General features: G+C 61.7%; 19 protein-coding genes and 4 tRNA genes. All 23 read left to right on the forward strand.

Features of this window, described 5'->3' with window-relative positions; translation table 11 throughout:
* Positions 1 to 88: 88 nt before the first annotated feature.
* The 23 genes from IPI01_02005 to IPI01_02115 all read left to right on the forward strand — a co-directional run bounded on the left by IPI01_02005 (position 89) and on the right by IPI01_02115 (position 20,957).
* Positions 89 to 604, forward strand: a complete 516-nt coding sequence (locus tag IPI01_02005; protein MBK7256602.1) for an NADH-quinone oxidoreductase subunit J — start codon at positions 89 to 91, stop codon at positions 602 to 604.
* Between the two features lie 9 nt (positions 605 to 613).
* Positions 614 to 919 carry an NADH-quinone oxidoreductase subunit NuoK gene (gene nuoK / locus IPI01_02010; GenBank protein MBK7256603.1) on the forward strand — a complete coding sequence of 102 codons (306 nt, stop codon included), beginning with the start codon at positions 614 to 616 and terminating at the stop codon, positions 917 to 919.
* Complete coding sequence (nuoL, locus tag IPI01_02015; GenBank protein ID MBK7256604.1) at positions 919 to 2,850, forward strand: NADH-quinone oxidoreductase subunit L; 1,932 nt, start codon at positions 919 to 921, stop codon at positions 2,848 to 2,850. Before nuoK ends, nuoL begins: the two co-directional genes overlap by 1 nt.
* A 15-nt stretch (positions 2,851 to 2,865) precedes the next feature.
* Positions 2,866 to 4,437 carry an NADH-quinone oxidoreductase subunit M gene (locus tag IPI01_02020; GenBank protein MBK7256605.1) on the forward strand — a complete coding sequence of 524 codons (1,572 nt, stop codon included), beginning with the start codon at positions 2,866 to 2,868 and terminating at the stop codon, positions 4,435 to 4,437.
* A gap of 104 nt (positions 4,438 to 4,541) precedes the next feature.
* Positions 4,542 to 5,933, forward strand: coding sequence for a sodium:proton antiporter (locus IPI01_02025; protein ID MBK7256606.1), 1,392 nt, complete (start codon positions 4,542 to 4,544; stop codon positions 5,931 to 5,933).
* A gap of 35 nt (positions 5,934 to 5,968) precedes the next feature.
* On the forward strand, positions 5,969 to 7,399 hold the full coding sequence (locus IPI01_02030) for an NADH-quinone oxidoreductase subunit N (protein MBK7256607.1): 1,431 nt from the start codon (positions 5,969 to 5,971) through the stop codon (positions 7,397 to 7,399).
* Positions 7,400 to 7,442: 43 nt separating this feature from the next.
* Complete coding sequence (locus tag IPI01_02035) at positions 7,443 to 9,005, forward strand: NAD(P)H-hydrate dehydratase (GenBank protein ID MBK7256608.1); 1,563 nt, start codon at positions 7,443 to 7,445, stop codon at positions 9,003 to 9,005.
* Between the two features lie 23 nt (positions 9,006 to 9,028).
* Positions 9,029 to 9,397 (forward strand): VanZ family protein, encoded by a 369-nt coding sequence (locus IPI01_02040; protein ID MBK7256609.1) that lies wholly within the window; start codon positions 9,029 to 9,031, stop codon positions 9,395 to 9,397.
* Between the two features lie 63 nt (positions 9,398 to 9,460).
* Entirely contained in the window at positions 9,461 to 10,606 is a 1,146-nt protein-coding gene (tgt, locus tag IPI01_02045; GenBank protein MBK7256610.1) for a tRNA guanosine(34) transglycosylase Tgt, read from the forward strand.
* A 34-nt stretch (positions 10,607 to 10,640) separates the two neighbouring features.
* A complete protein-coding gene (yajC, locus tag IPI01_02050) occupies positions 10,641 to 10,967 on the forward strand; it encodes a preprotein translocase subunit YajC (GenBank protein ID MBK7256611.1) in 327 nt (108 codons plus the stop codon).
* Between the two features lie 13 nt (positions 10,968 to 10,980).
* Entirely contained in the window at positions 10,981 to 12,201 is a 1,221-nt protein-coding gene (locus IPI01_02055) for a bifunctional 3,4-dihydroxy-2-butanone-4-phosphate synthase/GTP cyclohydrolase II (protein ID MBK7256612.1), read from the forward strand.
* A gap of 138 nt (positions 12,202 to 12,339) precedes the next feature.
* Positions 12,340 to 12,828 carry a transcription elongation factor GreA gene (gene greA, locus IPI01_02060; protein MBK7256613.1) on the forward strand — a complete coding sequence of 163 codons (489 nt, stop codon included), beginning with the start codon at positions 12,340 to 12,342 and terminating at the stop codon, positions 12,826 to 12,828.
* Positions 12,829 to 12,835: 7 nt separating this feature from the next.
* Positions 12,836 to 13,360, forward strand: coding sequence for a class IV adenylate cyclase (locus tag IPI01_02065; protein MBK7256614.1), 525 nt, complete (start codon positions 12,836 to 12,838; stop codon positions 13,358 to 13,360).
* Positions 13,361 to 13,468: 108 nt separating this feature from the next.
* Positions 13,469 to 13,541: transfer RNA gene (locus IPI01_02070), tRNA-Gly, on the forward strand.
* Positions 13,542 to 13,676: 135 nt separating this feature from the next.
* Positions 13,677 to 13,749: transfer RNA gene (locus tag IPI01_02075), tRNA-Cys, on the forward strand.
* A 205-nt stretch (positions 13,750 to 13,954) separates the two neighbouring features.
* Positions 13,955 to 14,040: transfer RNA gene (locus tag IPI01_02080), tRNA-Leu, on the forward strand.
* Positions 14,041 to 14,072: 32 nt separating this feature from the next.
* Positions 14,073 to 14,146: transfer RNA gene (locus IPI01_02085), tRNA-Val, on the forward strand.
* Positions 14,147 to 14,221: 75 nt separating this feature from the next.
* Entirely contained in the window at positions 14,222 to 16,162 is a 1,941-nt protein-coding gene (gene thrS / locus IPI01_02090) for a threonine--tRNA ligase (protein ID MBK7256615.1), read from the forward strand.
* A gap of 35 nt (positions 16,163 to 16,197) precedes the next feature.
* Positions 16,198 to 16,785, forward strand: a complete 588-nt coding sequence (locus IPI01_02095) for a translation initiation factor IF-3 (GenBank protein ID MBK7256616.1) — start codon at positions 16,198 to 16,200, stop codon at positions 16,783 to 16,785.
* A 41-nt stretch (positions 16,786 to 16,826) separates the two neighbouring features.
* The gene (rpmI, locus tag IPI01_02100) at positions 16,827 to 17,021 is read left to right on the forward strand and encodes a 50S ribosomal protein L35 (GenBank protein ID MBK7256617.1); all 195 of its coding nucleotides are present in this window, start codon (positions 16,827 to 16,829) and stop codon (positions 17,019 to 17,021) included.
* A 75-nt stretch (positions 17,022 to 17,096) separates the two neighbouring features.
* Positions 17,097 to 17,444 carry a 50S ribosomal protein L20 gene (rplT, locus tag IPI01_02105; GenBank protein ID MBK7256618.1) on the forward strand — a complete coding sequence of 116 codons (348 nt, stop codon included), beginning with the start codon at positions 17,097 to 17,099 and terminating at the stop codon, positions 17,442 to 17,444.
* A 78-nt stretch (positions 17,445 to 17,522) separates the two neighbouring features.
* The gene (pheS, locus tag IPI01_02110) at positions 17,523 to 18,530 is read left to right on the forward strand and encodes a phenylalanine--tRNA ligase subunit alpha (GenBank protein MBK7256619.1); all 1,008 of its coding nucleotides are present in this window, start codon (positions 17,523 to 17,525) and stop codon (positions 18,528 to 18,530) included.
* A gap of 3 nt (positions 18,531 to 18,533) precedes the next feature.
* Positions 18,534 to 20,957, forward strand: a complete 2,424-nt coding sequence (locus tag IPI01_02115) for a phenylalanine--tRNA ligase subunit beta (protein ID MBK7256620.1) — start codon at positions 18,534 to 18,536, stop codon at positions 20,955 to 20,957.
* Positions 20,958 to 20,972 lie beyond the last annotated feature (15 nt).

Here is a 20,972-nt window from a genome sequence, read left to right on the forward strand (position 1 = left end):
CGGAAGGCCCGTTCTTTGCTTCTCTGGGCATTTTGTCGTATGTTTTCTCTTCCATAAACGTTTGTGCGCAAAACGGACAACCGCTCCCGTGATAGCAGAACAACTCCTTTTCGCGTTCCTCGCCGCCTGTGCGGTGACAACTGCCGTCCTGATGGTCTTCCAGCGCAATCCCGTGAACAGCGCCATCAGTCTGATCGGCAATTTTTTCTGCCTTGCCGCCCTGTACCTGCTCCTGGAAGCCCAGTTGCTCGCTGTCCTGGAGATCGCGGTCTACGCAGGTGCCATCATGGTCCTTGTGGTCTTCGTGATCATGCTCCTCAATATCGGTGATGAGATGGGCCTCTCGTTCAAGCCGAATCTCCGCATGATCTCCGGTGGCGTGCTCGTCGTGGGTCTCCTGCTCGAACTCCTGTACCTGTTCACGATGGCCCCCGGGGCCGGCACCATCGTTGTGGCCGCAACCCGGTCACCGCAGATCGGTACGGTGGAGTCGATGGGGCATGCATTGTACTCCGACTTCCTCTTCCCGCTCCAGATCACCGGCTTGCTTCTGCTCATCGCCGTGGTCGGTGCGGTGGTCCTTGCCAAACGTCGCCAGTCCTGAGAGAACCCCATGTCCGTCCCCTTGCCGTACTATCTTGCCCTCAGCGCCGTGCTGTTCACGATCGGCGTGGTGGGCGTCCTGATCCGCCGGAACGTGATCGTGGTGTTCATGGCGATCGAGCTCATGCTCAACTCCGTGAACCTGACCCTGGTCGCGTTCTCGTCATTCCTCGGTGACGTCACCGGGCAAGCCCTGGTCTTCTTCGTGATGGCCGTGGCTGCCGCGGAGGCTGCCGTCGGGCTCGCGATCGTGATCGCTGTGTACCGCAACAAGCAAACCGTTCATCTCGATGACATCAACATCCTGAAGTGGTGATGACCTACGAACTGGTCCCTCTCGCGGTCCTGCTGCCGTTCATCGGATTCCTGATCAACGGCCTTCTCGGCAGGCTCATCAAACGGGAAGCCGTGATCGGCGCGATCGGCAGCGCCGCCGTCGGCATCGGGTTCCTGATCGGGCTGAATGCGCTGTTTGCCATGCTCGCCGCCGATCCGGAACACCGCACCCATGTTGTTGAGCTCTTTCCCTGGATCTCGGCCGGTGGCCTGCAGACCAGCATCGCCTATCAGATCGATCCGCTCTCGGTCGTGATGCTGCTGATCGTGACCGGCGTCGGGTTCCTGATCCATGTGTATGCCATGGGGTACATGCATGGCGACCCGGGCTTCTGGCGTTTCTTCGCCTATCTGAACCTGTTCATCTTTGCCATGCTCAACCTGGTCCTCGCCGACAACTTCCTCCTCCTCTTCCTCGGCTGGGAAGGTGTCGGACTCTGTTCGTATCTGCTGATCGGGTTCTGGTACGACCGGAAGTTCGAGAAGGGGACCACGGGCGACGCGGCGAAGAAGGCCTTCATCGTGAACCGGATCGGCGATTTCGGCTTCCTGATCGGGATGTTCCTGATCTTCACGACGTTTGGTACGCTCCGCTTCGCGCCGGTGTTCGCGCAGGCAGAAGCGTATCCGGTGGGCGCACCCATCATGCTCGCCATCACGCTCGCACTCTTCGTCGGCGCCACCGGCAAGTCCGCGCAGATCCCGCTGTTCGTCTGGCTCCCCGATGCCATGGCAGGCCCCACACCCGTCAGCGCGCTCATCCATGCGGCAACCATGGTGACCGCGGGCGTCTACATGGTCGCCCGCTGCTCTCTCCTGTACGCCCTTGCGCCAGCGACGATGACCGTTGTGGCCGTCATCGGCGCATCGACCGCCCTCTTTGCGGCAACGATCGGGCTCGTCCAGAACGATATCAAGAAAGTGCTCGCGTACTCGACCGTCAGCCAGCTCGGCTATATGTTCCTTGCCCTCGGCGTCGGCGCATTCACGGCGGGCATCTTCCACGTGATGACGCACGCGTTCTTCAAGGCGTTGCTCTTCCTCGGTGCGGGGTCGGTGATCCATGCGATGCATGAAGAGCAGGACATTCAGAAGATGGGCGGGCTGAAGAAGTACGTGCCCATCACCTATCGCACGTTCCTCCTCGCGTCGCTTGCGATCGCGGGCATCTTCCCGTTCTCGGGTTTCTTCAGCAAGGATGAGATCCTCTGGAAGGCATTCGCGGGCGGTCATGTCGTGCTCTGGGCCATGGGCCTGTTCGGGGCCGTCCTCACCGCGTTCTATATGTTCCGCCTCGTGTCGCTCACCTTCGACGGCGAGCCGCGCTGGGCGCATGGGAAACATCCCCATGAAGCCCCCGCAACCATGACCATCCCGCTCATGGTCCTCGCATTCCTGTCGGTGTTCGGCGGGGTGCTCGGGATCCCCGCGGCCCTCGGCGGCGGGAACGCCCTCGAGCAATGGCTCGAACCCGTGTTCCGCCCTGCGCTCGACAAGCTGCCCCATGAAGGGCACCAGAGTCATGCCCTGGAGTACACGCTCATGGTCGTCTCCGTCGGCGTCGCCCTGGGTGGCATCCTGGTCGCGCGGCGCTGGTACCGCACGAGCACAGGCGTCCCCGAAGCGATCGCAGCGCGGTTCCCGGCCGTCCACCGGGTGCTCTTCAACAAATATTACATCGATGAAGCGTACGATGCGGTGGTGGTGAACCCGCTCCAGAAAGGCTCGGAGCGGGTCCTCTGGAAGGGGATCGATGTCGGTGTGATCGACTGGTTCGTGAACGCGTCGGCCCGCTTCGTCGGATACGTGAGCCGCACGGTGCGGGTGGTGCAGACCGGCGTTGCGCAGGGCTATGCTCTGGCGTTTGTCCTTGGCGTGGTGGCCATCCTGGGATGGCTCCTTGTACACTAAACTTCCGGACGTTCGATGATCACGCAGAACATACTCAGTATCATCCTGGTGTTGCCCCTGCTCGGCGCCGCCGCGGTGTTCCTCCTCCCGCGACAGGCGGCCGGAGCGATCAAAGTCACCGGGATCGCGTTCTCCCTCGTGGCCTTTGTGCTCTCCGTCTGGCTCTTCCTGGCGTTCGATACCACCGCGCCGGATATGCAGTTCGTCGAGTGCATCCCCTGGATCCCTTCACTCGATGTCAGCTATCACGTCGGCATCGATGGGATCTCGCTCTTGCTTGTGGTCCTCACCACGTTCCTGACCCCCATCGCGCTCCTGGCGTCGTGGGATTCCGTGAAGGACCGCCTGAAGGGGTTCGTTGCCCTGATGCTGCTTCTTGAGATGGGAACGCTCGGCGTGTTCCTGTCGCTCGACCTGTTCCTGTTCTATGTGTTCTGGGAGTTCATGCTGATCCCGATGTATTTCATCATCGGCATCTGGGGGGGCGCTGAACGCGTGTACGCGGCGGTCAAGTTCTTCCTGTATACGATGGCAGGAAGCCTGCTCATGCTCGTCGCGATCATCTGGCTCGGCTACTATGCGTCGACCGTTGAAGGCGGGCATTTCACCACGAACCTCCTGACGCTCTACCGTGTGGCGCCGGGGATCCCCTTCGGGATCCAGGGCTGGATGTTCCTGGCCTTCACGCTGAGCTTTGCCATCAAGGTGCCGATCTTCCCGCTGCACACGTGGTTGCCGGATGCTCACGTGCAGGCGCCGACCGCCGGCTCGGTCATCCTTGCCGGCGTGCTCCTGAAGATGGGCACGTACGGACTCGTGCGGTTCAGCCTCCCGTTGTTCCCGGCCGCGGCCATTGCCTATCTTCCCTATGTTGCCGCGCTCGCGGTGATCGGCATCATCTACGGCGCGCTGGTATCCACCGTCCAGCCCGACCTCAAGAAGCTCGTGGCATACTCCTCGGTGTCCCACCTCGGATTCGTCGTTCTCGGACTGATGTCCCTCACCGAGGAAGGCGTTCAGGGTGCCGTGCTCCAGATGATCAGTCACGGCCTTTCGACAGGCGGTCTCTTCCTCCTGGTGGGTATGATCTACGACCGCCGCCACACGCGCATGATCAAGGACTATGGCGGGATCGCACGCATCGTGCCGGTCTATGCAACGATGTTCATGATCGTGATGCTCTCCTCCGTGGGGCTTCCCGGGTTGAACGGTTTCGTAGGCGAGTTCCTGATCCTGCTCGGTGCGTTCAAGTCCACGTTCCTCGGCTCACGCTGGTACGCGGTGATCGGTGCGAGTGGCGTGATCCTCGCCGCCGTGTATCTGCTGTGGAGTTACCAGCGCGTGTTCTTCGGGAAGGCAGAGAATCCCGAGAACGAGAAATTGAAGGACCTCTCGGTCCGTGAATGGGTGGTGCTGGTGCCCGTGCTGATCTTCATCGTGTGGATCGGCGTCTACCCGAAGACATTCCTCGACAGGTCCGCCGTGGCCACCAAGCAGGTGGTGCAGCGGCTTGAGGATGCACGCCGGGGCGGCCCCGCCGGCATCGCACTCGTTCCGCAGTCCAACAGAACCCCGATGACCCCATGAGATCTCTGCTCGTCATCGTTCTGATCCTTCTGGCGCTCACGGCCCTGGTGCCGGGCACGCTGCTCGCGAATGAGGGGGCTGCGCCCGTCGCGGTGTCGCCGTGGATGATCATCCCGTTCATCACGCTGTTGCTGGCGATCGCGGTCGCTCCGTTCATCAACAAGCACTGGTGGGAACACAACTATCCCTACGTCGCGTTCGGCCTCGGATTGGTCACGGTGGTGTACTATCTTGCGGTCCTGCAGGCGCCGACGCGGCTGGTGCACACGCTGATCGAGTACGTCAGCTTCATCATGCTGATCGGGTCGCTGTTCGTCGTCGCGGGGGGGATCCACATCCGGATCCGCGGGAAGTCCGAGCCCCTCTCGAACCTCTTTGTCCTGGCGATCGGTGCTGTCCTGTCGAACATCGTTGGCACCACGGGCGCATCGATGATCCTCATCCGCCCGTACCTCCGCGCGAACAGGTATCGGATCAGGCCGTTCCACGTCGTGTTCTTCATCTTCGCGGTGAGCAACATGGGAGGCGCACTCACGCCCATCGGCGATCCGCCGCTCTTCCTCGGCTATCTGAAGGGTGTGCCGTTCTTCTGGGTGCTCCAGGAACTCTGGGAGTACTGGCTCATCGGGATGACCCTGCTGCTCGCCGTGTTCTATGTCCTCGATAGCCGGTCGTTCCGTGCCCTCCCGAAGGGCGTCCAGAGGGAAGCCGATCAACACCCGGAGGAGGCAAGCACGGAGGGGATGCAGAACATCTTCTTCCTTGCGGTGATCCTCGTTGCGGTGTTCATCACGGATCCGCCGTTCGTCCGTGAAGCGCTCATGGCCGCCGCTGCCGCAGGCTCCTACTTCACCACGAAGAAGGAGATCCACCGGAAGAACGATTTCAATTTCCTTCCGATCAAGGAGGTCGCGATACTCTTCGTCGGCATCTTTGCCACGATGATCCCCGCGCTCGATTGGTTGGAGGCGAACGCCACGGTGCTCGGGATCCAGAGCGCAGGGCAGTTCTACTGGGCCACCGGGATCCTCTCATCCTTCCTGGATAATGCGCCGACGTACCTGAACTTCCTCAGTGCGCAGATCGGCCTCTTCGTGTCGCCCGAGACCGTCTCCTCGGTCCAGGCGCTGGTCGCTGCAAAGGCAGGCATCGCTTCGTCGCTGCCGGCGAACCTTCCGGCGGACATCCTGGCGACCTACCAGACACTGCTGCGCCATCATTACGATCTGATCGCGGCCGGCTCCGTGCCGGTGAGCGACATCGCCGTGTGCTACATCATCGGGAACCATCCGGTGCATCTGGAGTCGATCTCCATCGCCGCGGTCTTCTTTGGTGCGGCGACGTATATCGGGAACGGCCCGAACTTTATGGTGAAGTCCATCGCGGAACAGGCCGGCGTGGATTGCCCGTCCTTCTTCGGGTACGTCGTTCGCTATACGCTGCCCGTGCTGCTCCCGATCTTCACGATCCTCTGGCTCATCCATTTCCACGGGTGAGCCCTTTGCTGACAGTTGCTTAAGACAGGAAGACCATGAACCTGCCCATCACCTGGAATGACGTCCTCGCCCTCGGGCCCATCGCTGTTGTCTTCGGCGGCGCCCTCCTGCTTGTCATTCTGGAAAGTATCTTCCGTAAGGCATCGTCCCTGATGTTCTGGGTGACCGTCGTCATCCTGGCTGTTGCCGGCGCATGTGCCTTTTCGACCATCGGCGTGAAGGGGACCGCATTCGGCGCGACCGTGATCACCGGCGGGTACGCCTCGTACTTCGCGCTCGTGTTCAGCGCAGGCGCGCTCCTCGTGACACTGCTTTCGCGGGCCTCTCTCGTCAAGCGCGCAACGGAGTTCACCGAATACTACATTCTCCTGCTTGCCGCGGTGACCGGGATGATGGTGATGGCCGCGTCCAACGATCTGGTGGTCTTCTTCCTCGGACTGGAAACAATGTCCGTGGCCTTCTACGTGCTGGCAGGCTTCACGCGCCAGTCGATGACGAGCAATGAGTCGGCCATGAAGTACTTCCTGCTCGGGGCATTCGCAACGGGGTTTCTGCTCTATGGCATGGCGCTGGTCTACGGTACCCTGGCGTCGACGCACATCGATGTGCTCCGGTCCTCAGCCGCCGCTCATGCAGGCGAGCCGCTGTTCCTCATCGGCCTCGGCCTGCTTCTGGTCGGCTTCGTGTTCAAGGTCGCGGCCGTGCCGTTCCACATGTGGGCACCCGATGTCTATGAGGGCGCACCCACCATGGTGAGTGGACTCATGTCCACGGGCGGCAAATCGGCGGCGTTCGCTGCATTCCTGCTGGTCTTCGGTCCTGACGTGCTGGGGGCTGCCGCACCTATCCGCGAAGTGATGGCGGTCCTCGCCGCACTTTCCATGATCGTCGGGAATGTCGTGGCGATCTCGCAGACGAGTGTGAAACGGATGCTCGCGTACTCCAGCGTTGCCCATGCGGGATACATACTGACCGGAGTCATCGCCGCCAACGCTGACGGCACCAACGGTGTGATGTTCTACCTCCTGGCGTACACCCTCATGAACGTCGGTGCCTTCGGTGTGCTCTCGATCCTTGAGACCGCCACCGTCGACAATGTCCGTATCGACGATCTTTCCGGGCTTGCCCGTACGCGCCCGTGGCTTGCCGGCCTGATGGCGCTGTTCATGTTTTCGCTGACAGGCATCCCGCCCTTTGCCGGCTTTTTCGGCAAGTATTATGTCTTCACCGGCGCGATCGAGGCCGGCTATACCTGGCTCGCCATCGTCGGCGTGATCATGAGCGTGGTGTCGGCATACTACTATCTCCGCCTGGTGGTGGTGATGTATTTCCAGGAGGGGTCACCGGATCAGGTGGGGACGTCGACGGGGATCGGCCTTGTGTCGCTCCTCCTCCCGGCGATCGCCCTGCTGCTCCTCGGCCTCCTCCCGTCCACGATCGTGAACCTCACGACGCTGTGCTTCTAGATACGGTCGCCCGGCCCGGACGCCGGACCATTCGGGAGCGGCCATGCACATACTGACGACACCGGAACAGATGAAGGCGTTCGATGCGGCCGCTGCCGGTCGCTTCGGGATCCCTGGCTCCGTCCTCATGGAGAACGCGGGCCGGGGTGTTGCCGACAGGATCGTTGCCACGGTTGGCGATGTCGCGGGGAAGCGGGTGACGGTCATCTGCGGGAAGGGGAACAATGGCGGCGACGGGTTCGTGGCCGCACGGCATCTCCTCCTGCGTGGGGCACATGTCGATGTCATCCTTCTGGCGCGCCCCGCAGCGGTGACCGGCGATGCGCGCCTTCATCTTTCGATCCTCCAGAGACTCCTCAAGGCCTCGAGTCCGTCCTTGAGGCTCAGCTTCCAACCCACTCAATTTGCACCTCACTCCGGCAACCCCCCCGCACTCATTATCGACGCGCTCTTCGGCACTGGCTTCAGCGGCGTGCCTCGAGGGCCGGGAGCTGCTGCCATCCGCTGGATGAATGCAAGCGGCGCGTATGTGGTCGCGATCGATATCCCCTCCGGGCTCGATGGGGGATCGGGGATGGCTGCAGGCGACGCGGTGCGGGCACAATGTACTGTGACGATGGCCGCTGAGAAGGTCGGACAGTACATCGGTGCGGGTCCGGAGCTCTGCGGACGCATCGACGTTGTGGATATCGGGATCAACCCGACGATGAGCCCGGTGAAGAACGTGCAGGTGTTCCGGCACGACGATGCAAGCGTGGCACGCATCCTCCCGCGCCGTACGCGCGATGTACACAAGTACAGCGTTGGGAAGGTGCTCGTGATCGGAGGATCAAGGCAGTACACCGGCGCGCCGGCGTATGCTGCGCTCGCCGCCCTGCGTTCGGGTGCCGGTGCTGTTGTCCTCGCTGTCCCTTCCGGCGTGCGACAGGCGATCGCCTCCCGCACGCGGGATGTGCTTCTTCATGCTCTTCCGGAGACCCAGGACGGCACCATCGCCCGATCCGGGTTGGATGAATTGACCGAGCGTATGGCATGGGCTGATGCGGTGGTCATCGGTCCCGGCCTCGGGCGAAACGCAGAGACCGACGAGCTCGTGCAGGAGGTCTTCTCGGTGTGCCCCGTCCCGCTCCTGGTGGACGCGGATGGCCTGACCGCGCTCTGCAACCGATCCGCACGGGAGTGGGGGAGGCCCGCCGCCACGATCCTCACGCCTCATAGCGGGGAGCTCGCGCGGCTGCTTGGTACGAGCGCCGGGGATATCGAGGCCGACCGTTTGCATACGGCACTGCGGAGTGCCCGGCGATTCGCGAGTATCCTCGTCTTGAAGGGGGCATCTACCCTGAGCGTAGCTCCGGGCGGGACCGCCATCGTGAACACGACCGGGAATCCCGGCATGGCAACGATCGGCACAGGCGACGTGCTGGCCGGGGTGATCGGTGGCCTGGCCGCGCAGGGGATGCCGGCGCACGAGGCCGCCTCGGCAGGCGTGTATCTTCATGGCCGTGCCGGCGACCTGGCGGCGCAGCGCTTCGGCCAGCGGTCGCTCCTCGCTTCCGATCTTCTTGATATGCTATCCCCGGCGCTTCTCACAGTGGAGAATCAATGACATCCGTTCCTTCCGGCCCTTCCATGCTGCGGGCATATGCCCCGGCGGTACTCTGGGCTCTTGCGATCTTCGTTGCTTCCTCGATCCCGTCCAATGCCATGCCGAGATCCATTATCCTGTCACAGGACAAGCTCCTCCACATGGGGGTCTATGCGGTCCTCGGGTTCGTGCTCTATCGCGGGATCCGGCGGGGGCAGGACTGGCGGTGGGAAATCGCGGGGTGGGTCACGTTCGGCGTCGGTGTCCTGTATGGCGCCAGCGATGAGTTCCATCAGCATTTCGTTCCGGGGCGGAGCATGGATGTGTATGACCTTCTCGCCGATGCGGTCGGTGTGGCTTGCGCGATCGGGGTGGCCCGGTATCTGGAACGCCGGCGGACACGGCCGGCGTGACGCCGTATCGGGCGTGTGCCGGGTTCGTTGATTCTGCCTCCGGAATTGCGTAAATTTCCTGTCTTGAAATTCAGAGTGGAACATACCGATGGTGCGGCGCGGGCCGCGAGGATGTCGCTTGGCCATGGCGAGGTCCTGACCCCTGTCTTCATGCCGGTCGGCACACAGGGGACGGTGAAAGCCGTGGAACCGCGTGAACTTGAAGAGATCAACGCGCAGATCATCCTGGGCAACACGTATCACCTGTACCTCCGTCCGGCGTGTGAGGTCCTGGAAGCCGCGGGCGGCCTGCATGGGTTCAACAGGTGGGGGCGTCCGATCCTGACGGACAGCGGCGGGTTTCAGGTGTACAGCCTTGCCGATCTGCGGGGCATCGCGGAAGAGGGCATCACGTTCAAGTCGCATCTCGATGGGTCCGTGCATAAATTCACGCCCGAGGGCGTGATCGACATTCAGCGTTCCCTCGGGTCGGATGTGATGATGGTGCTGGATGAATGCACGCCGCATCCGTGCGAAGAAGAGTATGCGCGCACGTCCAACGCCATGACCGTCCGCTGGGCCGCGCGGTGCAGAGAGAAGTTGGAACGGACGGCACCGCTCTACGGCAAGGACCAGACCCTGTTCGCGATCGTGCAGGGAAGTGTGTACCCCGGGATCCGCGAGGCCTCTGCACGGGCGTTGGTTGCCATGGATTTTGAGGGCTATGCCATCGGCGGGTTGGCCGTGGGCGAGCCGACCGAAGAGATGTACCGGATCACCGAACTCTGTACGGCGATCCTGCCGGCGGAGAAACCCCGGTATCTGATGGGTGTGGGGACCCCTGAGAACATCCTTGAGGGGATCGCGCGCGGCGTCGACATGTTCGATTGCGTCATGCCCACGCGGAACGGGCGCAATGCCGTCGTGTTCACGCGCACCGGCAAGCTCAATCTGCGCAATGCCCGGCACAGGATGGACCCTGCGCCGTTGGATGCCGGATGCTCGTGTTATACCTGCAGGACCTTTTCGCGCTCGTACCTCCATCATCTTTTTCGCGCGCGCGAGATCCTGGGACTGCAACTGGCTTCGATACATAACCTTGCGTTCTACCTCTGGCTGACGTCGGCAGCCCGGGAGGCGATCCTCGAGGAGCGGTTCACGCCCTGGAAGGATGCCCTGCTTGCCGCGATGCGCCGTGAGGAGGCCGCAGACACCGTTTCATTACCATGATCCATAATCGGAGGACCACGTGACACAGCTTGCAATGATCCTGATGTCTCAGCCGCAGGGCGGACAGAACCCGACGGACAGCCTGATCAGTACCCTGATCATGTTCGCGCTCATCATCGGCATCTTCTACTTCATGATCCTGCGTCCGCAGCAGAAGCGGCAGAAGGAACGCCAGAAGATGCTGGACCAGGTGAAGAAGGGCGACAAAGTGGTGACGGCCGGTGGTCTGCACGGCACCGTGGCCGGCATCGACGAGAAGACCATTCTTCTCCAGGTCGCCGACAATGTGAAGATGAAGTTCGACCGTTCCGCGGTCAACGTCGTTCTGCGTGAAGGCGAAACGAGCGGAGAGAAGGCCTGAGCCAGGGAGCGGTATGAGATCCTTTGACACCATCGACGACGCCCTTGCCGAGCTCCGGCAGGGGCGTATGCTCATCGTCGTGGACGACGAGGACCGTGAGAACGAAGGCGACTTCGTATGCGCGGCCGAACACGCCACGCCGGAGACCATCAACTTCATCGCGGCCAACGGGCGCGGGATCATCTGTGCGCCCCTCGAGGCGGCGCGGGCTGAGTCGCTCGGGCTTGCCCTCATGGTGGACGTGAACACCTCGTCGCACGAGACCCCCTTCACCGTGAGCGTGGACCTGATCCACGGCACGACCACGGGTGTTTCGGCGGCCGATCGGGCGGCCACGGTGCGGGCGCTTGCGGATGCGTCGACCGAGGCGGACGATCTTGCGCGTCCCGGCCACATCTTCCCGCTGCGTGCAGCGGACGGCGGTGTCCTGCGGCGCGCAGGGCACACCGAGGCCGTGGTCGACCTTTGCCGCCTGGCGGGGCTCCAGCCCGTCGGGGTACTCTGCGAGATCATGAATCCCGATGGGACGATGGCGAGGCGCGATGAGCTCTTCGCGATCGCCGCGCACCACGGGCTGCGCATCATCACGGTGAAGGACCTCATCGCGTACCGGATGCGCCGGGAGACGATGGTGGAAAGGGTGGTCACGGCCAACCTTCCCACGCGGCATGGGACATTCAAGATGCATCTGTACCGCAACTCCCTCGACCAGAAGGAGCACATTGCCATCGTCATGGGCGAGCCCCGGCCCGACGTGCCGGCACTGGTGCGTGTCCACTCCGAATGCCTGACGGGCGATGTGTTCGGCTCGCGACGCTGTGACTGCAACGAGCAGCTCAATGCCGCGCTTGCGCTCGTCGGGCGCGAAGGTGCGGGCGTTGTGGTGTACATGCGTCAGGAAGGGCGGGGGATCGGGCTTCTCAACAAGCTCCATGCGTACCGGCTGCAGGATGAAGGGCTGGATACGGTGGAAGCGAATGAGAAACTGGGATTCCGGGCGGATCTGCGGGATTATGGGATCGGCGCTCAGATCCTCCGGGATGTCGGGGTGGGGAAGATGAGGTTGTTGACGAACAACCCGAAGAAGGTGATCGGGCTTCAGGGATACGGGTTGGACATCGTGGAGCGCGTGCCGCTGGAGATCGATCCGACCGCGGAGAATGAGCGGTACCTGAAGACCAAGAGGGACAAGCTCGGGCACATCATCCTGCAGAAGGGCTCGGCAGGGAGCTAGGGTGCACTTTCCCCTTGCATTTGTGGTACAGGAAATCGTACATTTGCGATAGGTAATGCAACTGTCACCAGCGTAGCCACCATTCGTCAACGGATGATGGCTATTCTTTTTGTCCGTTTCCATCAGTGAGGTGTGCTTATGCAGGGCGACGAGATCGGGACCAACGTCTATTTGACGCGTGAGCGTCTGTCAGAGATCGAAGCGGAACTCCGCGAATTGAAGACCAACGGACGCAAGTCGATCGCGGCAAAGATCGCCGAGGCTCGTGGCCATGGGGACCTCTCCGAGAATGCCGAGTACGATGCCGCGAAGGAAGAGCAGCAGCATCATGAGCTGAAGATCGCCAGGCTGGAACTCACGCTCTCTCGCGCGAAGATCATCCAGGCGAGCGATCTGCCGAACGACAAGATCTACATCCTCACCCGGGTAAAACTCAAGGACCTGAAGTCGGGCCAGGATTTTGAGTACCTGCTCGTCTCTCCGGAGGAATCGGATTTCGAAGCGAACAAGATCTCCGTGACCTCGCCGATCGGGAAGGCGCTCCTGGGCAAGAAGCCGGGGGATTCGGTGGAAGTGACGGTCCCGGTAGGAAAGCTGCGTTACGAGATCCTCGACATCTCCCGCTGACATCATCGTGGCGTCGAACCTCGAGTTGAAATGCCGCAGCACATCGTGTGCGGAGCTCCATCAGATGGCGCGGCAGCTCGGAGCGGCGTTTCACGCCACGCTCACACAGACCGATACGTATTTCCACGTACCCCGGGGCAGGCTGAAGCTGCGGAGCATCGATGGCACGCATGCCGAGTTGATCCAGTACGACCGTCCGGATGCACAGGGTGACCGGTGGAGCACGTACACGCGTGTCCCGGTGGCTGATCCCCAGGGCATGATGCTCGCGCTGGGCAATGCGCTGGGTGTGCGGTGCGTTGTCGAGAAGGTGCGGGCGGTGTATCTGTACAAAACCGCGCGCATCCACATCGATGATGTGAAGGGTCTCGGGAGCTTTCTGGAATTTGAGGTCGTGGAGACGCCACCGGGAGAGGCGTCGGAGCTGATGGGGGAGTTGAAAGCGGCATTTCGGGTACGGCAGGAGGATATCATCGCGGGATCTTACGGAGAGATGCTCGAGGGTCCCAAAGTCGAGGAAAACCCCTCTTGACTTTTCGGGAGTCCGAGTGTATATTTGCACCAGTGGATGGCAGAAGCGGCGGCGGTTCAGAAATTGCTTGCATGACATTCGCTGAATGGGTATATTGACGTAGGTAATGCGGGAATAGCTCAGTTGGTAGAGCGCAACCTTGCCAAGGTTGATGTCGCGGGTTCGAATCCCGTTTCCCGCTCTGTCCCGCGTCAACGGGACAGGCGGTCTGGCAATCGCGCCGGGCCACCGTTGTACTCTTCCTCATTCTATGACAACCCCGCCGCCCCCATCCCACCAGGTGGCGGGGTTTTTTTTTATAGGGGGGAGGGGTCCCGGCGACGTACCCAAGTGGTTAAGGGGGAGGTCTGCAAAACCTCTATGCATCGGTTCGAATCCGATCGTCGCCTCAAAGAGTCGTGTATCGCAGCGGTCCGCCAGAAACGGGCCGTTGCTCGTTTTATGCGGTGTATTTGACTTGCTTTTTCGAGACGAATACTTTACATTATTGCGACAATGCCTTGTACCGCGGGAGGTTGCTTCGATCGCGAACAACGGGCACCGACATCCCGAACCTGCCCTGCAGCGGCAGCTGGGTGGCACAAAGGTACACGGGCCGGGGTGGCGGAATTGGTAGACGCAAGGGACTTAAAATCCTTTGGGCTGCAAGGCCCGTGCCGGTTCAAGTCCGGCCCTCGGTACGAGCAGCGTGAGGTCGCTTCGTGTGGATACCGGGCGGTTAGCTCAGTTGGTTAGAGCGCTACCTTGACATGGTAGAGGTCACAGGTTCAACTCCTGTATCGCCCACAGCGCGTTTCATCCAATGTCCCGCGCGTCCCCGACGTCAGGGACATTTTTTTTATAACACGTTTTCTTTCAGGCATGGACCCGATCACCATATCACTTCCGGACGGCTCGCAGCGATCCTACGATCGCGGGACGACCGGCATACAGGTCGCCGAGAGCATCAGCAAAGGCCTCGCCCGTGAGGCGCTCGCTATTGCGGTGAACGGCGATACATGGGATCTTGCACGTCCACTGCCGGACCAGGCATCGATCCGCATCCTGACCTGGAAGGATGAGGCGGGGCGCCGTGCCTACTGGCATAGCTCCGCGCATCTCATGGCGGAGGCCATCGAGTCGTTGTTCCCCGGTGCGAAGTTCGGCATCGGTCCGGCGATCGACATCGGGTTCTACTACGACCTGGACCTCGGCGAGCATTCGCTCACGCAGGAGGATCTCGGGCGCATCGAAGCCCGTATGCTCGAGCTTTCGAAGCGTGATGTTCCGTACACGCGCGAAGAGCGCGGATGGGACGACGCGGTCGCCTACTTCACCACCAAGGGCGATCAGTACAAGCTGGACCTCCTTGAGGGGTTGAAGGGTCAAACGATCACGTTCTACCACTCGGGGGAGTTCACGGACCTCTGTGCCGGGCCGCATATCCCGGGTACCGGACGCATCAAGGCGATCAAGCTGCTGAGTGTTGCCGGCGCGTACTGGCGCGGCAACGAGAAGAACAAGATGCTGCAGCGCATCTACGGGGTCACGTTCCCGAACCAGAAGGAACTCGATGAGTACCTTCACCGGCTGGAAGAAGCGAAGCGCCGCGACCACCGGAAGCTCGGTGCCGAGCTGGAGCTGTTCCTCCTCACGCCCGAAGTGGGCGGGGGGCTGCCGATCTGGTTGCCGAAGGGCACGATCATCCGGGAGTCGCTCGAGGCGTTCCTCCGCACGGAGCAGCGCAAGCGGGGCTATCTGCCGGTGGTGACGCCGCACATTGCGAATCTGAAGCTGTACAAGAAGAGCGGGCACTATCCGTATTACAAGGACAGCCAGTTCGCGCCGATGAAGGTGGAGGACGAGGAGTTCATGCTCAAGCCCATGAACTGTCCGCACCACCACCAGGTGTACCTGGCGAAGCCGCGGAGTTATCGCGATCTTCCGGTACGGCTGGCGGAGTTCGGCACGGTCTACCGGTACGAGCAGTCGGGTGAATTGAATGGCCTCACGCGTGTGCGTTCGTTCACCCAGGACGATTCGCACATCTATGCGCGTCAGGACCAGCTGAAGGATGAGCTCTGCAATGTGATCGAGCTGATCCAGCTCGTGTTCAGCACGCTCGGGTTCAAGGATTTCAAGACACGCCTGTCGTTCCGCGATCCGGGGAACACGGCGAAATATGGCGGCGCCGACGAGCAGTGGGTGCAGGCCGAGAAGGACATCAAAGAAGCGGCCGACGCGATGAAGCTCAACTACTTCATCGGGATTGGCGAGGCCGCATTCTACGGTCCGAAGATCGATTTCATGGTCCAGGATGCGCTGGGCCGCACGTGGCAGCTCGGTACGGTCCAGGTGGACTATGTGATGCCGGAGCGGTTCGACCTTGAGTACACGGGTGCCGATGGGCAGAAGCATCGTCCGGTGATCATCCATCGTGCGCCGTTCGGGTCGCTGGAACGGTTCATCGGGATCCTCATCGAGCATTATGCGGGCGAGTTCCCGCTGTGGCTTGCGCCGGTGCATGCGGTGATCCTGCCGATCACCGATGCGCAGCACGAGTATGCGCGCGAAGTACTGCGGGCGTTCGCGGAGGCGGGACTGCGGGTGGAGATCGATGAGCGGAACGAGAAGATCGGGTACAAGATCAGGGAGTGGGAAACAAAGAAGGTCCCGTACATGCTGGTCGTGGGCGACAAGGAACGGCAGAATGGTACGGTCGCAGTACGCCGGCACAAGGCCGGCGATCAGGGGTCACAGGCAACAGCTGACGTCATCCGGATGCTCCGGGAGAACGTCGACGCCAAAGCAATCACACCGTAGGAGGGCGATCCATTAGCAAGGAGAAGCGCGCTCGCATCAACGAAGAGATCCGGGTCCCTGAGGTCCGGGTCATCGATCAGCACGGCGGCCAGTTAGGCGTCATGACACCGGCGCAGGCCATCGGCATGGCCCGCGAGCGGGAAGCCGATCTCGTGGAGATCGTGCCCAACGCGGTACCGCCGGTCTGCAAGATCATCAATTTCGGGAAGTTCAAGTACGAGCTGGCGAAGAAAGACAAGCTGCAGAAGAAGCATCAGCATGTCTCTCTCCTGAAAGAGCTACGGTTCCATCCGAATACCGATGTGCACGATTTCGATTTCAAGGTCCGCCATGCCAAGAACTTCCTCGGCGAAGGGCACAAGGTCAAGGCGACCGTGGTATTCAAGGGCCGTGAGATCACGTACAAGGAAAAAGGCGAGGTGCTCCTGGCCCGCCTGGTCGAACAGCTGACGGACATCTCGAAGGTCGACCAGCCGGCACACATGGAAGGCCGGAGCATGATCATCATCCTCGTGCCCGACCGGAGCAAGAAGAAGGCGGAAGCCAAAGCGGAGGCCGACGCGAAAGCGGCGGAAGAGGCGAAGGCCGCACCGAAAGTGGAAGTTAAGCCTGTTGCCGGCTGAGCCGGCGGCGCAACGAGATCCATTCGCGAAAGGGAAGTACGATGCCCAAGATGAAGACGCGCAGCGGCGCGAAGAAGAGGTTCAGCGTGACCTCCAGCGGTAAGGTGAAGCGCGCCACTGCCTATCGCAGCCACATCCTCACGTCGAAGTCGACGAAGCGCAAGCGCAAGCTGCGCGGCACGCACTACGTGGCAACGCCCGACCTGAAGTCGGTGCGCGGGATGTTGAATATCTAACGGGCCTGAGGCCCACGGCGGGCTGACCGTCCGCCGTTTCAATCACTCACACAACAGAAGGACGAAGAGCAACTTATGCCCCGCTCGCAGAATAAAGTTGCCTCCCATCGCCGCCGCAAGCGCATTCTCGCGCGTGCAAAAGGCTACTGGGGAGCGAGAAGCAAGGTCCTGACCGTTGCCAAGCATCACATCGACAAAGGCGGACAATACGCCTATCGTGATCGCAAGGCGAAGAAACGGACCTTCCGTCAGCTGTGGATCGCCCGCATCAATGCGGGGGCCCGCCTGCACGGTACGACCTATTCGCGGCTCATCTCCGCGATGAACAAAAAAGAGATCGATATCAACCGCAAGATCCTTGCCGATCTCGCGGCGAACAACCCCCCGGCATTCGCCGAAGTGGTGAAGTTCGCCCTCGCCTGATCTCTCATGCAGCTTCCCACACGCCGGGCCTGAACGCCTGCGTGTGGGAAGTTGCGCTTTTACCGGAGTCCGCCCCCCATGCTCGAACAGATTGAATCCCTGCGCCAGCAGGCGGAACAGGACCTGGCCGCCGCCAGCGATGCGGCAGCTCTCGAATCCTTCCGCGTCGTGTACCTCGCCCGCAAGGGAAAGATCGCAGAACTCTTTGACGCTCTCCGCATGGCACCGCCCGACCAGCGCCCGGTCCTCGGCAAGCACCTGAATGCCCTCCGTACCACCGTCCAGCAGGCCTTCGACCTGAAGCTCGCCGGTGCAGCGCAGGACCGTCCGCGTGCCTCCCGGATCGACCTCTCGCTCCCGGGCCGCAGCGTCCATGCCGGTTCGCGCCATCCGCTCACGCAGGTCCTCGATGAGATGAAATCCATCTTCGTCTCCATGGGCTTCGGCATCGCCGACGGCCCCGAGGTCGAGGATGACTATCATAATTTTGAAGCCTTGAACTTTCCGCCGGACCATCCGGCGCGGGATATGCAGGATACGTTCTTCCTGAGCAAGAACGCGCTGCTGCGCACCCACACATCCCCGGTGCAGATCCGCGTGATGAAGGACCGCAAGCCGCCCGTCCGCGCCATCATGCCCGGCAAAGTGTATCGCAACGAAGCCATCAGTGCGCGCAGCTACTGCCTCTTTCATCAGCTCGAAGGGCTGCACGTCGACGAGGGCGTAACGTTCAGCGACCTGAAGGGGACGCTGATCTCGTTCATCAAGCAGTTCTACGGGCCGCAGACGAAATACCGTTTCCGGCCGACCTTCTTCCCGTTCACGGAACCGAGCGCGGATATCTACATCTCGTGTTTCGTGTGCGGTGGTAAAGGGTGCCGCCTGTGCAAGCAGGCGGGATGGCTGGAGATCCTCGGGTGCGGTATGGTGGACCCGAATGTGTTCACCTCGGTGGGCTATGACCCCGAGAAATATACCGGGTATGCGTTCGGGATGGGCATCGAGCGTATCGCGATGCTCCGCCTGGGCATCGACGACATCCGGCTGTTCTATGAGAATGACGTCCGTTTCCTCAACCAGTTCTGACCTATGCATATCGTCCAAAGTTGGCTGAAGCAGTACACCGACGTCCGCTGGTCGCCGGAAGAGATCGCCGAACGCCTCACCATGACCGGCCTCGAATTCGAGTCGGTCAATCGGCCCGGAGCTCGCTACGATGGCTTCGTGGTCGGTGAGGTGCTCGAGACGCAGAAACATCCGAAGGCCGACAGACTGACGGTGTGTCGCGTGAATGTCGGAAAGGATGTGCTGCAGATCGTGTGCGGTGCTCCGAATGTCGCGGCGGGGCAGAAGGTGCCCGTCGGGCTCATCGGGGCAACCGTTCCGAAGAACCAGCACGACCCCGCGGGGAATCCGTTCGTTCTTTCGAAGGTGACGCTGCGCGGTGTGGAATCGTCCGGCATGATCTGCTCGGCCCATGAACTCGATCTCGGGAAGGACGCCGACGGGATCATGGTGCTGGACAAGGATGCGAAGATCGGCCGCCCGCTGGCGGATCATCTCGGGATGAACGACGTCGTGTATGATATCGAGATCACGCCGAACCGTCCGGATTGGCTGAGCCATCTCGGGTTTGCGCGCGAACTCGCCGTGCTCACCGGCAAGCCGGTGAAGCTCCCGGCCGTACGGCTGAAAGAAGGGAAGGAGCCGATCCGGAAGTATCTCTCGGTCATCGTCGAGGACCGCGTGAACTGTCCGCGCTTCGCCGCGCGCATGATCCGGGGCGTGACGATCGGCCCGTCGCCGGTGTGGCTGCAGCAGTGGTTGACGTTGGCCGGGCTCCGTCCGATCAACAACGTGGTGGACATCACCAACTTCGTGATGTACGAGTGCGGCCACCCGATGCATGCCTTCGACCATGCATTGCTCGAAGGTGGGAAGATCGTGGTGCGTCAGGCGGGTGCGGGACAGAAGTTCACAACGCTCGACGGCAAGGAACACGAGCTCCCGGCGTCATCGATGATGGTGTGCGACGCCGTCAAGCCCGTGTCGGTTGCCGGTGTCATGGGTGGCGCCAACTCCGAGATCCGCCCCGAGACCGTGGACGTGGTCCTGGAGGCGGCGTACTGGAACCCCTCGAGCATTCGCAAGACCGCGAAGGCGCTGGGGATGAGCACGGATGCGTCGCAGCGCTTCGAGCGGGGCGCAGATCCGAATGCCGTGCGCTTTGCTCTTGACCGCGCGGCAGCACTTGTCCTGGAACTCGCCGGTGGCGTCCTGCTCCGAGGTGCCATCGATGTGTATCCGAAACCGATCAAGCCACACACGGTAGATCTTCGCCCGGCCCGCGTGAATGCTGTCCTGGGAACGGACCTCGCGCCGGCGGCGATGGTGAAGCACCTGCGTTCGCTCGGATTGGGTGTCGTGAAGAAGAGTGCAACGAAGTTGACGTTCTCGGTCCCCACGTTCCGTGTGGACCTGGACCGCGAGATCGATCTGATCGAAGAGGTCGCCCGCGTGCACGGCTACAACAATATCGAGGACAAGACGCGGAGCAGCGTCGAGTTCGTGCAGGACCTGCCGAAGCTCACGCCTGCGGATCGCGTGCGTGAGCGTGCGGTGGCGGCCGGCCTCACGGAAGTGATCACGAATTCCATGCAGGACGAGCAGCGTGCCGGCATGGGAGGCAAGCCGGCCGTACGGATCCTGAACCCGCAGAATCAGGACATGCAGATGCTCCGCGGGAGCCTGCTCCCCGGGATGCTCGACGTGGTTGCCCGCAACATCAGGAATGGCGAGCCGGACCTCCGGTTGTTCGAGATCGGGCATGTGTTTTCTCTGGCTGAGGACGGGGAGCGGGAGCTGGTGCCAGGATATCACGAGGAAGAGCGCATCGCTGTCGTTCTGACAGGATCGGCCACCGTCCGGCATTGGTCTGCCGCCCCCCGCCAGGTGGACCTGTTCGACATCAAGGGGGAGGCGGGGGCCCTGTTGCGGTCCCTGGCACTTGACAAATGGCGCTTTATTTCTTATTCTACCGCAAATGGTTTAACCGGTGACGCTCTAGCCATTGAAATTCATGGGAGTTATGCCGGTTTCCTTGGAACTGTTCGAAGTGAAGTGCTGAAGTTCTTTGGTATTGAACAGGACGTCGCTGTAGCAGAGATCGCTCTTGCGCCATTCGGGCAGAGGCGGGACCAGAAGTACCAGCCGCTGCCGCGGTTCCCGAAAGTGCGCAGGGATGTTGCCTTCGAACTGCGTCAGAACCTGCCCGCGGGGGACGTTGCCGCGGTCATCCGGGAGTCTGCGGGTGAACTTTTGCAGTCCGTCGACGTGTTTGATGTGTACCAGGGTGCGCATCTCGCTGCAGGGATGAAGAGTCTCGCCTTCACCCTCGAGCTTCTGTCGCGTGAACATACGCTGACGGAAGTGGAGATCGAAGCTGTGATGCAGCGTGTGATCGGCCGTGTGCAGGAAGTCTGCGGCGCCACGTTGCGGGGTGTGAAGGGGTAACACAGAATCGACAAC

It is taken from the genome of Ignavibacteriota bacterium (assembly GCA_016707525.1).
GTDB lineage: Bacteria > Bacteroidota > Ignavibacteria > UBA10030 > UBA6906 > JAGDMK01.